Source organism: Nocardiopsis sp. NPDC101807 (assembly GCF_044766605.1).
GTDB lineage: Bacteria > Actinomycetota > Actinomycetes > Streptosporangiales > Streptosporangiaceae > Nocardiopsis > Nocardiopsis tropica.
The window spans coordinates 180,608-192,586 of record NZ_JBIWMK010000009.1; the positions used below are offsets into that span (position 1 = coordinate 180,608).

An 11,979-nucleotide genomic window follows, 5' to 3' on the forward strand; every position below is an offset into this window, starting at 1 on the left:
GTTCTTCAGGTGGCTTTCAGGACTCCATCATCTTGCCGCCGCATGCTTGGGGCAGTAGAAACCTTCGAGCAAAGGGAAAGCCGATGCAGCGCACCACCGTCATCCTCCTCTCCTCCGCCGCCGCGGCCGGTCTGCTGGCCGTCGGCACGATCGGCTACCTCGTGGTGGACGACCCCGAGCAGCAGGTCGACTCGATCCGGCTCACCGGCGTGACCTCCGGTTCGGCCCCCTCGGCGAACGGGGCGGACGCGTCGGGGCAGAACCCCCCCTCGACCCAGTCGGTGGACGGCCTGGAGCAGCTCGTGGGCGAGCTGCGCGCCGACCGTGACGACGACGGGGACGGCGACGACGCCGACGACTGGACGGTGTCCGGTGTCGAGGTCGACTTCGGCCCCGAGGAGTGGCTGCTGACCGACCCCGAGCTGGAGGACTTCGACGGCAACGGCACCGTCGAGCCGCTCCTGGACGAGCTGCGCGGCCTGGAGGGCACCGAGGTGACGCTGGGCGTGCGCTACGAGGCCGACGACGACCGCGACGACGCCGACGTGTACACCATCAACGGCCTGGCCTTCCGCGACACCGACGACGGCCCGGCCCCGTGGCAGAACACCGGCGGGCGGACCGAGGCCGACCGCGACACGGTGTCCGCGAACGCCGCCGAGGCGGTCGGCGAGGGCGCCCGCACCGTGGAGGTCGAGCGCCAGGACGAGGACGGCTGGGACGGCTGGGACGCCGAGGTGCTCGACGCCGGGGGCCAGGAGTACGAGGTGATCCTCGACGCGGCCGGCGAGGTCGTCGACGTGCGTGCCGAGGACTGACCTGCGCGGACCCCGTGCGGCCGTCCCGCGGCCCGTCCCCGCGTCCGCGCGGTCGGGGCCCCGCCCTCCGAGGAGGGCGGGGCCCCTTCACGTCGTCCGGCCTTCGGGGACGGGGAGGGGGTCGCTCGTCCGGCCCGCCGGTGTCCGGACGCCGGGCCGCCGTAGGGGACCGGCCGCCAAGGCGACGTCCCCCGGAGCAGGCGGGAGGGGGTCGGGTAACCTCGTCGGGCCAGTCGAACCCCATTCCGTGGGGCAGGGAACCCGGTGGGAATCCGGGACTGACGCGCAGCGGTGAGGATGACGGGCGGGCACGTCCGGGGAGCGCTCCCCGGGACAGCCACTGGGGCACTGCTCCGGGAAGGCGCTCCGCACCGGTCGAATCCGAGTCCGAAGACCTGCTGGCACCGGCGGTCACGGTCCGCCGAGTCATCCGCGGGCTCCGCGAACGAGCCCCTGACCCGAAGGACGCGCATGTCCCCGACCGGTTCTGCCCCCTCCGTGCGCCGTACGCGCCGCGACCGCTGCCCCGGCGTGCTGAGACCCTGGCCCGCGGAGGACGGCCTGCTGGTCCGGCTCCGGCTCATCGGCGGCCGTGTCGGCGCCTCCTCTCTGCGCTCCCTCACCGCGGTGGCCGACCGTTACGGCGACGGCCGTGTCCACGTCACCGGCCGCGCGAACCTGCAACTGCGCGCCCTGCCGGGGAACGCGGGGCGGTTGGGGCCCGAGGTGGTCCGCGCCCTGGCGGAGACCGGCCTGCTGCCCTCCGCCGACCACGAACTCGTACGCAACGTGATGGTCTCCCCGGGCACGGGCGCCGTCCCGGCGGCCACCGCCGGGGACGGGCCCGGCGGCGGCCGGGCCGACCTGCGGCCCGTCGCCTCGGACCTGGACGCGATGCTGTGCTCCGTCCCGCGCCGCGCCGGCCTGCCCGGGCGCTTCCTGTTCGTCCTGGACGACGGGCGCGGCGACCTGATCGGCCACCCGTGCGACCTGGGGCTCGTCGCCCTGGGCGGGGGCGTCGCCCAGCTGAGGATCGGCGAGCGCTGGGGCCCGTTGACGCCGGTCGACGAGGCGCCGGCCGCGCTCCTGCGCCTGGCGGACGCGTTCCTGGACCGCCGAGGGGAGGGGCCCACCGCGCCGTGGCACGTCGCCGAGCTCCCGGCGCCGCTGGCCGAACCGGAGGAACCGGACCGTCGGCTCCCGCCTCCCGCCCCGCCGCTGCCGTACGGACCGCTGCCCGGGGGCGCACGGCATGTGCGCGTGCCGGACGGGGGCCTGGACCGCCCGGCCGTCGAAGCGCTCGCCGGGGAGGCGCTCGCCGCCGGGTCCGGAGAACTCGTCGTCACGCCCTGGCGTGGCGTCCTGGTGCCCGGAAGGCCCGGCTCCGCCCGCGGGGAGGCGCGGTGACCGCCCCACGCCGACCGAGCCGGCACTACGACTACATCGACGACGGGCCCGCGATCTACACGGACTCCTTCGCCGTCATCCGTCAGGAGGCCGAGCTCGGGCACCTGCCCGCCGACGCGGAACGGCTCGCCGTGCGGATGATCCACGGCACCGGCCAGGTCGACCTCGCCGGGGACCTGGTGGTCCACCCCGGCCTGGTGTCCGCGGCGCGCTCCGCCCTGCGCGCCGGGGCGCCGATCCTGTGCGACGCGCGCATGGTGGCCAGCGGCGTCACCGCGAGCCGCCTTCCGTGCGGCAACGAGGTGCTCTGCTTCCTGGGCGACGAGCGCGTCCCCGGCCTCGCCGCCGCGTGGGGGACCACGCGCAGCGCCGCCGCGGTCTCCCTGTGGGAACCGTTCCTGGAGGGCGCCGTGGTCGCCGTCGGCAACGCGCCCACCGCCCTCTTCCACCTGCTGGAGATGCTGGCCGACGGGGCTCCGCGCCCGGCCGCGATCGTCGGCTGCCCCGTCGGTTTCGTGGGGGCGGCCGAGTCCAAGCAGGCGCTGGAGGAGTTCGGCGCCCGGTTCGGCGCCGACATCCCCTACGTGACCGCCCGCGGACGCCGCGGAGGCTCCGCGATGACCTGTTCCGCCCTCAACGCACTCGCCAAGGAGGAGGAGTGACCGGACGTTTCCACGGCGTGGGCGTCGGCCCCGGCGACCCCGGGCTGATCACCCTCAAGGCTGCCCGGCTCATCGCCGCGGCCGACGTCGTCGCCTACCACGCCGGGGTCGGCAAGGCGTCCAACGCCCGCCGCATCGCCGCATCGCTGATCCCCGGCTCGGCGGTCGAGGAACAGCTCACCTATCCGGTCACCACCGGCGCGACCGACCACCCGGGCGGGTACACGGGGGTGCTGGCCGACTTCTACGAGGGGTCCGCCGCCCGGCTGGCCGCGCACCTGGACGCGGGCCGCGACGTCGTGCTCCTCTCCGAGGGCGACCCGCTGTTCTACGGCTCGTACATGTACATGCACGACCGGCTGTCCGAGCGGTACGAGACGGAGATCGTGCCCGGGGTCCCGGCGTTCGCCGCGGCGTCGGCGGCGGCCGCGGCCCCGCTGGCCCGGCAGACCGACGTGCTCACCGTGCTGCCCGGCACCCTCCCCGAGCCGGAGCTGGCCCGCCGGCTGGCCGACACCGACGCCGCGGTGGTCATGAAGCTGGGCCGGACCTTCCCCGCGGTGCGCCGGGCCCTGGAGGCGGCGGGGCGGCTGGAGCACGCGGTGTACGTGGAGCGCGCCTCCATGGACGGGGAGCGGCGGCTGCCCGTGGCCGAGGTCGATCCGGCGACGGTGCCGTACTTCTCCCTGGTGCTGGTCACCGGGGACAGCCTCAACGGCAGGAGGTCGCGCGACCGGGCCGTGCCGGAGCCCGCGGTCGCGGAGCCCGCCGTTCCGGCCGCCGAGCTGCTGGTCGTCGGCCTGGGGCCCGGCCCCGGCCACTGGCTCACCCCCGAGGCCTCCGCGGCGCTGGCCGGGGTGGACCACGTGGTGGGTTACGGCCCCTACGTCGACCGCGTCCCGCAGCGGGCCGGCCTGACCCGGCACGCCTCCGGCAACACCGTCGAGATCGACCGCGCCCGCCTCGCCCTCGGGCTCGCCCGTGGCGGTGAGAGCGTGGCCGTGGTCTCGGGCGGGGACGCCGGTGTGTTCGGCATGGCCACCGCCGTGTTCGAGGCGGCCGAGGACCCCGCCTACCGGGACGTCCCGGTCCGGGTGCTGCCGGGCGTCAGCGCCGTGCAGGCGGTCGCCGCCAGGGCGGGCGCCCCCGTCGGCGGTGACTTCGCGGTGATGAGCCTGTCGGACCGGCTCAAGCCCTGGGAGGTGATCGAACGGCGCCTGCGCGCCGTCGCCGAGGCCGACCTGGCGCTGGCGGTCTACAACCCGGCCTCGCGTTCGCGGACCGGGCAGGTCGCCGCCGCCCGTGAGGTCCTGCTGGAGCACCGCAAGCCCGACACCGTGGTCGTCGTCGGGCGGAGCGTCGGCAGGGAGGACGAGTCCCTGGAGGTGACCACGCTCGGGGAACTCGACCCCGCGGGCGTCGACATGCGCTGTCTGCTCATCATCGGCGCCTCCGGCACCCGCGTCTCCGGGACGGGCCGGGTCTGGACGCCGAGGTGGGTGCGCCCGTGACCGTGCACTTCGTGGGGGCGGGGCCCGGCGCCGCCGACCTGCTCACCGTCCGCGCCACGCGCATGCTCAACGCGGCCGACGTCGTCCTCTACCCCGGCACGTACCTGGACCCCGGGGTCCTCGCCCACTGCGCCCCCGGCGCGGAACTGGTCGACACCCAGGGCCTGGACCTGGACCGCATCACCGAACGCCTGGTCGCCGCGCACGCCGCGGGCCGGGACGTCGTACGGCTGACCTCCGGGGACCCGTCGCTGTACTCGGCGCTGGCCGAGCAGACCCGCAGGCTCGACGCGCACGGGGTGCCGTGGGACGTCACACCGGGGGTGCCCGCCTACGCGGCCGCCTCGGCGCTGGTGGGCCGGGAGCTGACCGTTCCGCTGGTGGCCCAGTCGGTGGTGCTGACCCGGACCTCCGCCCGGTCGACGGCGATGCCGCAGACCGAGTCGCTGGGCGCGTTCGCGGCGACGCGGGCCACGCTGGTGCTGCACCTGGCGGTCCGGCGGGTGCGGGAGCTCATGGCCGAGATCGTCCCCGCCTACGGCGCGGACTGTCCCGCGGTGGTCGTGTACCGGGCGAGCCAGCCGGAGGAGGCGGTGCTGCGCGGGACGGTCTCCACCATCGCCGGCCTGGTGGAGGAGGCGGGGCTCCGGCAGGCGGCGGTCGTCCTGGTCGGGCGGGCGCTCGCTCCGGAGGGGGGCGGGGAGTCCTACCTGTACGACCCCGCGCGGCCCCGGGGCGCCGCCCCCGCGTCAGGCGCCCCCGGGTGAGGTCGCCAGACACCACTGGGTGACGGTGCGGGCGGGGGACCATCCGGTGAACGCGCCGATGGGCGCGGCGGCCTCCACCGCGATGCGGGTCAGCTCCCCGCCGTGGCGCCGGTAGGCGTCCGCGAGCAGCCGCTCGGTCTCCAGCGTCACCCCGTGCACCACGAGCCGGCCGCCCGGCCCCAGCGCCGCCAGGCAGGTGTCGAGCACGCCGGGCCGGGTCGCGCCGCCGCCGACGAACACCGCGTCGGGCGGGGCCAGCCCCTCCAGCGCGTCCGGCGCGCGGCCGGCGACCACGCGCAGGCCCGGGACGCCGAGCCGGTCCGCGTTGCGGCCGATCCGCGCGGCGCGCCCGGCGTCGGCCTCCACCGCCGTGGCCGTGCACGAGGGGTGGGCGCGCATCCACTCGACGCCGACCGAGCCCGCGCCCGCGCCCACGTCCCACAGGTGCTGCCCCGGGGAGGGCGCCAGCCGGGCCAGCGCCGAGGCGCGCAGGTCCCGTTTGGTGAGCTGGCCGTCGTGCTCGAACGCGTCGTCGGGCAGCCCGGCGATCAGGCCGTGGCCCGCCGGCCCGGAGAGCTCAAGCGCCAGGACGTGCAGCCGGGGCGTCCCCGCCGGAGGGGAGCCGAGCCACTCGTGCGCCGTGCTCCCCGATCGCGACTCCGTGTCCGCCCCCAGGTCGCCGAGGACGGTCATCCGGCTGCCGCCGTAGCCCGCGCCGACGAGCAGGGCGGCGACCGTCCCGGGGGTGGCGGCGTCCGAGGAGAGCACCAGGACGCGGCGTCCCGGGGCCAGGTCGCGCATCAGCAGGTGCGGGTCGCGCCCCACCAGGGACAGCACCGTGCTCCCCTCCGCCGGCCACCCCATCCGGGCGCGGGCCAGGGCGACGGAGGAGACGGCCGGTTCCACGCGCACCGCGTCCGCTCCGAGCAGGTCGATCAGCGTGCCGCCGACACCCGACACGAGGGGGTCCCCGGAGGCCAGCGCGACGACGCGGCCCTCGAGGGAGGCGAGCAGGTCCGGCAGGCCCGCGCGCAGCGGGGAGGGCCAGGCCAGGCGGCGCTGGTCCGGCGCCTGCGGCAGCATGGCGAGGTGCCTGTGCCCGCCCAGCACCGTGTCGGCCGCCAGGACCAGCCCGCGCAGCCTCTCGGGCACGCCTGGCCAGCCGTCGGCGCCGATGCCGACGACGGTGATTCGGGGAGGGGACGTCTCGACCTTCATGGGCAGGACGCTATCGTGGCGGCCGAAGGTGCGAGGTGCCCCGGCTGCCCAGCCATCGGAAACGGTGGGGACGGCGTCCGGGGAGAATCTGGGAAGCCCGGTGAGATTCCGGCACAGGCCCGCTGCGGTGAGCCGAGCCTCCGTACAGGAGGACTCGGTGAGTCCGAAGACCGGCCCCGCACCCGCCCATGACCGATGGCGCAACGAGCGGGAGCCTCACATGCCATTGCGGACGTCCCACTATCCCTTCTCGGCGATCGTCGGCTGCGACGCCGAACCGCTCGACGACCTCGGCCTGGCCCTCGTCCTGGCCAGCGTGTCCCCCGAGATCGGCGGAGTCCTGGTCCGCGGCCAGAAGGGCACCGCCAAGTCCACCGCGGTGCGGGCCCTGGCCCCCCTCCTGCCCCCGGTCGAGGTCTACCGGGGCGACCGCTTCTCCGTGGACCCCGCGGACACCGCGCAGGAGTCGCCGGACGGCCCCTTCCCGCCCGGCACGGCCGTGGAGCGCCGCCCAGTGCGCCTGGTCGAACTGCCGGTGGGCGCCACCGAGGACCGCGTCCTGGGCTCGCTGCACCTGGAACAGGCGCTCACGCACGGCCGGGTCGCCTACGAGCCCGGGCTGCTGGCGCGCGGCCACCGCGGCCTCCTCTACGTGGACGAGGTCAACCTGCTCCACGACCACCTCGTCGACCTCCTCCTGGACGCCGCCGCGACCGGCCGGGTGACCGTGGAGCGCGACGGGTTCTCCGTGGAGCACGCCGCGCGGTTCCTGCTCATCGGGACGATGAACCCCGAGGAGGGCGAGCTGCGCCCGCAGCTCCTGGACCGGTTCGGGCTGACCGTCGAGGTCGCCGCGCCCTCCGACCCCGCCGCGCGCATGGAGGTGGTCCGCAGGCGCATGGCCTACGACGCCGACGCCGCCGGCTTCTCCGGCCGCTACGACCGGGCCGAGAAGGCCCTCGCCGAGCGCATCGCGGCGGCCCGGGAGAGGGCACGGCGCGCCCGGCTGTCCGACGCCGCCCTGCTGAAGGTCGCGCAGGTGTGCGCGGCGTTCGAGGTCGACGGCCTGCGCGCCGACATCGTGACCGCGCGCACGGCCCTGGCGCACGCCGCCTGGGAGGGCCGGACCTCGGTCACCCTGGCCGACATCCGCCGCGCGGCCCTGCTGGCCCTGCCGCACCGGCGCCGGCGCAACCCCTTCGACGCGCCGGGGCTCGACGAGGAGCTCCTCGACCGCGTCCTGGGGGACGAGGAGCCGCCTCCGGACGGCCCCGAGCCGCCGGGCGGCCCCGGCGGCGACCCCGCTCCCCCCGCGGAGGACGACGGGGACGGCCCTGCCGAGGGCCCGGAGGGGGATGCCTCCCCGGCCCCGGAGGCCGGCGACGGCGGACCGGACCGGTCCCCCGACCCGCCCCGGGGACCGGAGGACGGCGGGGAGGCGGAAGCCCCCGGGGAGCCCGGGGACGCCGAGCGGGACGGGGCCGGGCCCCGGCCCGCGGCCGGCTCCACGGTCGGGGCGGGCGCGCCCTACCGCCCCCGGACCTTCACCGCGCGGGGCACGGGGATCGGCGCCGACGGCCGGCGCAGCCGCGCCCTCGGCGCCCGGGGCCGCCGGATCGGGGCCGCACCGCCCGGCGGGGGTTCCGGCGGCTCGCTCCACCTGGTCGAGACCGTCAGGGCGGCGGCCTCCCGCCCGCACGGCGGCGGCCGGATCGGCCTGCTCCCCGGCGACCTGCGCGTCGCGGTGCGCGAGGGCCAGGAGAGCAACCTGGTGCTGTTCTGCGTCGACGCCTCCGGCTCCATGGCGGCGCGCAAGCGCATGGGGGAGGTCAAGACCGCCATCCTGTCGCTGCTCCTGGACGCCTACCGGCGCCGCGACAAGGTCGGCCTCGTGACCTTCCGGGGCGCGGGGGCCGAACTGGTGCTGCCCCCGACCCGTTCGGTGGACACCGCCGCCGCCCGTCTGGAGGCGCTGCCCGCTGGAGGGCGCACCCCGCTCGCCGAGGGCCTGCTGGAGGCCGCCCGTGTCCTGCGGCGCGAGCGCCTGCGCGACCCGAGACAGCGTCCCCTGCTCGTCCTGGTGACCGACGGCCGGGCCACCGGGGGCCGGGGGGCGGTCGGCCGATCGCTGGAGGCCGCCGGCCACGTCGCCGGCCTGGGGGTGGCCACCGTCGTCGTGGACGGCGAGTCCGGTCCCCTGCGTCTGGGCCTGGCCGCCGCGCTCGCCGCCCGCATGGGCGCCGAACACCTGCCCGTCGACGAGGTCAGCGCCGACGCGCTGGGAAACGCCGTGAGAGAGAGGGCCGCCTGATGCCCCAGGGCAGACCGTCCGTCGTCCCCGACGACGGGCTCACCACCCGGCAGCGCCGCAACCAGCCCGTGCTCGCCGTCCACACCGGGGACGGCAAGGGCAAGTCGACCGCCGCGTTCGGGCTCGCGCTGCGCGGCTGGAACCAGGGCTGGCGGATCGGGGTGTTCCAGTTCGTGAAGTCGGCGAAGTGGCGCATCGGCGAGCAGACCGTGCTCGAACGCCTGGGAAGGCTGCACGAGGAGACCGGCGAGGGCGGCCCCGTGGAGTGGCACAAGATGGGCTCGGGCTGGTCCTGGAGCCGCCGCCGGGGCAGCGAGGAGGACCACGCCGCGGACGCGGCCGAGGGGTGGGCGGAGATCAAGCGCAGGCTCGCCGAGCAGACGCACGACCTGCTCATCCTGGACGAGTTCACCTACCCGATCCACTGGGGCTGGGTCGACGTCGGGGACGTCGTGACCGCCCTGCGCGACCGGCCGGGCCGCCAGCACGTGATCGTCACGGGCCGCCGCGCCGCCCCCGAACTCCTGGAGGCGGCGGACCTGGTCACCGAGATGACCAAGGTCAAGCACCCGATGGACGCGGGCCGCAAGGGCCAGCGGGGGATCGAGTGGTGACGGACCCGTCGGCCCCGGGGCCGACGGGTCCGCCCCGGCCGGAGCCCCCGGCACGGCCGGCGGCCCTGCCGAGGCTGATGGTCGCCGCGCCCATGACCGGGCAGGGCAAGACCACGGTCGCCGCCGGGCTGATGGCCGCGCTCCGCGACGCCGGGCTCGCCGTCAGCGGCCACAAGGTCGGCCCGGACTACATCGACCCCGGGTACCACGCCCTGGCCACCGGCCGCCCCGGCCGCAACCTCGACCCCCACCTGGTCGGGGAGGAGCGGGTGGCGCCGCTGCTCCTGCACGGGGCCCGGGGCGCGGACGCGGCCGTCGTCGAAGGGGTGATGGGGCTGTATGACGGGCGGCTCGGCACCGGCGGCTTCGCCTCCTCCGCTCACGTCGCGGCCCTGACCCGCACGCCCGTGGTCCTGGTCGTGGACGTGTCCCGGATGTCCCGGTCGGTGGGTGCGCTGGTGGCGGGCATGGCCGCCTACGACCCGGCGGTCGAGGTCGTCGGCGTGATCCTCAACAAGGCCGGTTCGGCGCGCAACGTCGCCGAGATCACCCGCTCGGTCGCCCTGCCGGTCCTCGGCGTGATCCCCCGCGACGAGCGGATCGCCAGCCCGTCCCGCCACCTCGGGCTCGTCCCGGCGTCCGAGCGGGAGGACGCGGCACGGGTGGTCGAGCGGCTCGGCGAGCACATCGCGGGCCACGTCGACCTGGACGCCCTGCTGGAGGCGGCCCGCTCCGCGCCCGGTCTGGACGCCCGCCCGTGGGACCCGGCCCCGGAGGTGGCGGCCCCGGGCCGGGGCCCTCGCCCGGTGATCGCCGTGGCCGGGGGCCGGACCTTCACCTTCCGCTACACCGAGACCGAGGAACTGCTCACCGCCGCCGGGTGCGAGGTCGTCGCGTTCGACCCCCTGGAGGACACCGGCCTTCCGTCCGGTACCCGGGGCCTGTACCTGGGCGGCGGGTTCCCCGAGGTGTACGCGGGCGAGCTCGCCGCGAACCGGGGTCTGCTGGCCGAGCTGCGCGAGGCGGTCCGGGGCGGGGTCCCGACGGTCGCCGAGTGCGCGGGCCTGCTCTACCTCGCCGACGCGCTCGACGGCCACGCCATGGCGGGGGCCGTCCCGGCCGTCGCCCGCATGGCGGAGCGGCTCACCCTGCGCTACCCCGAGGCGGTCTCGCCGGGGGACACACTGCTGACCCGGGCCGGGGAGCGGGTCACCGGCCACGAGTTCCACCGCACGGTCCTCGCGCCCGGCCACGGGGACCGTCCGGCCTGGGAGGTCGACGGCACGCCGGAGGGCTTCGCCTCCCCGACCCTGCACGCCTCCTACCTGCACGTGCACTGGGCCGGCCACCCCGAGCTCGCCGCGAGGTTCGCCGGGGCCGTGCACGGGGCCCCGGCTCCGGCCCCGGCGCCCGCCGTGCCCTCCCCCGTGGCCGGGGCGGCCGTCCCCGGCTCCGGACCGGTGGCCGATCCGCTGCGCCACCACGGCGACGTGGAGGCGCGCGGCGGCATGCTCGACTTCGCCGTCAACGTCTATCCGGGGCGGCGGCCCGCCTGGCTCGACCGGGCCCTGCGCGAGAGCCTGGACCACGCGGACGTCTACCCCGACCCCGCGCCCGCGCGCGAGGCCGTCGCGCGCCGCCACGCCCGGCGGCCCGCCGAGGTCCTGCCGACGGCGGGCGCGGCCGAGGCGTTCACCCTGATCGCCCGCTTGCGGCCGTGGCGCCGTCCCGTCGTCGTGCACCCCCAGTTCACCGAGCCGCACGCCGCCCTGGAGCAGGCCGGGCACGCCGTGACCCCCGTGCTGTGCCCGGAGAGCGGGGGTTTCGCCCTCGACCCCGCCGCCGTCCCCGAGGACGCGGACCTGGTGGTGGTCGGCAACCCCACCAACCCCACCGGTGTCCTGCACCCGGCCGAGGCGCTGCGCGGACTGTGCCGGCCCGGCCGTCTGGTCGTGGTGGACGAGGCGTTCATGGACGCCCTGCCCGGGGAACCGGAGTCCCTGGCCGGTGAGCGGATCGGGGGCCTGGTGGTGCTGCGCAGCCTCACCAAGCACTGGTCGGTCCCGGGTATCCGCGCCGGGTACGCGGTCGGCGACGAGGCCGTCGTGCGCGGTCTGGCCCGGGTGCAGACGCCCTGGTCGGTGTCGGCGCCCGCGATCGCCGCCACCGTCGCCTGCATGGGCGGGGAGGCGGGCGCGGAGGCGGAGCGCCGCGCGGAGGAGTTCGGTGACTGGCGCGCCGTCCTGGAGGCGGGGCTGCGCGGCGCGGGGATCGGGTTCGTGCCCTCCCGGGCGCCTTTCGTGCTGGTGAAGGCGGGCGAGGGGGTCCACGCGCGGCTGCGCGACCGGGGCATCGCCGTACGCCGGGCCGACACCTTCCCGGGTCTGGACGCCGCGTGGGTGCGCGTGGCCGTGCGCCCGCCCGGGACCACGGGCGAACTGCTCGCCGCCCTGTCGGCGGGGTGACCGGGCGCCGACAGCACCGGGAGGGAACGGTTCAGCCGGTCGCGCGCGTCGGCGTCCCCGGGTGCCGGCGGTGCCACGGGGGAACGGCTGGGCCGACCCCGCGCGTCGGTCCCGGTCCGTCGTCCGGGAGACGAACACGTCCTTCCCGGCCGACCGCGTGCGCGCCGGCGTCCCCGGCTCGCGGGGGGGCGGACGCCCGTCGTCAC

General features: G+C 77.0%; 9 protein-coding genes and 2 riboswitches. Of the genes, 8 read left to right on the plus strand and 1 reads right to left on the minus strand.

Annotated elements, in window-relative coordinates:
- The first annotated feature begins 83 nt into the window (after positions 1-83).
- The 5 genes from ACIRPH_RS25950 to cobM all read left to right on the plus strand — a co-directional run bounded on the left by ACIRPH_RS25950 (position 84) and on the right by cobM (position 5,165).
- Positions 84-818, plus strand: coding sequence for a PepSY domain-containing protein (locus ACIRPH_RS25950; protein WP_402918867.1), 735 nt, complete (start codon positions 84-86; stop codon positions 816-818).
- 213 nt (positions 819-1,031) lie between these two features.
- Positions 1,032-1,236: riboswitch (cobalamin riboswitch) on the plus strand.
- Positions 1,237-1,289: 53 nt separating this feature from the next.
- On the plus strand, positions 1,290-2,225 hold the full coding sequence (locus tag ACIRPH_RS25955; protein WP_402918869.1) for a nitrite reductase: 936 nt from the start codon (positions 1,290-1,292) through the stop codon (positions 2,223-2,225).
- Complete coding sequence (locus ACIRPH_RS25960) at positions 2,222-2,887, plus strand: precorrin-8X methylmutase (RefSeq protein ID WP_402918871.1); 666 nt, start codon at positions 2,222-2,224, stop codon at positions 2,885-2,887. Before ACIRPH_RS25955 ends, ACIRPH_RS25960 begins: the two co-directional genes overlap by 4 nt.
- Positions 2,884-4,398 carry a precorrin-2 C(20)-methyltransferase gene (locus tag ACIRPH_RS25965; protein WP_402918873.1) on the plus strand — a complete coding sequence of 505 codons (1,515 nt, stop codon included), beginning with the start codon at positions 2,884-2,886 and terminating at the stop codon, positions 4,396-4,398. The genes ACIRPH_RS25960 and ACIRPH_RS25965 overlap by 4 nt, the downstream gene beginning before the upstream one ends.
- A complete protein-coding gene (gene cobM, locus ACIRPH_RS25970; RefSeq protein ID WP_402918875.1) occupies positions 4,383-5,165 on the plus strand; it encodes a precorrin-4 C(11)-methyltransferase in 783 nt (260 codons plus the stop codon). Before ACIRPH_RS25965 ends, cobM begins: the two co-directional genes overlap by 16 nt.
- Here cobM and cbiE read toward each other — a convergent pair.
- A complete protein-coding gene (cbiE, locus tag ACIRPH_RS25975; protein WP_402918877.1) occupies positions 5,148-6,383 on the minus strand; it encodes a precorrin-6y C5,15-methyltransferase (decarboxylating) subunit CbiE in 1,236 nt (411 codons plus the stop codon). The two genes, cobM and cbiE, sit on opposite strands and share 18 nt — an antisense overlap.
- Before the next feature lie 54 nt (positions 6,384-6,437).
- Positions 6,438-6,577, plus strand: a riboswitch (cobalamin riboswitch).
- Between the two features lie 26 nt (positions 6,578-6,603).
- Here cbiE and ACIRPH_RS25980 point away from each other — a divergent pair.
- From ACIRPH_RS25980 to ACIRPH_RS25990, 3 genes are all read left to right on the plus strand, one after another.
- Complete coding sequence (locus tag ACIRPH_RS25980) at positions 6,604-8,694, plus strand: VWA domain-containing protein (protein WP_402918879.1); 2,091 nt, start codon at positions 6,604-6,606, stop codon at positions 8,692-8,694.
- On the plus strand, positions 8,694-9,308 hold the full coding sequence (gene cobO, locus ACIRPH_RS25985) for a cob(I)yrinic acid a,c-diamide adenosyltransferase (RefSeq protein WP_402918881.1): 615 nt from the start codon (positions 8,694-8,696) through the stop codon (positions 9,306-9,308). Before ACIRPH_RS25980 ends, cobO begins: the two co-directional genes overlap by 1 nt.
- Before the next feature lie 77 nt (positions 9,309-9,385).
- Positions 9,386-11,773 carry a cobyrinate a,c-diamide synthase gene (locus ACIRPH_RS25990; RefSeq protein ID WP_402919112.1) on the plus strand — a complete coding sequence of 796 codons (2,388 nt, stop codon included), beginning with the start codon at positions 9,386-9,388 and terminating at the stop codon, positions 11,771-11,773.
- Positions 11,774-11,979: the final 206 nt, after the last annotated feature.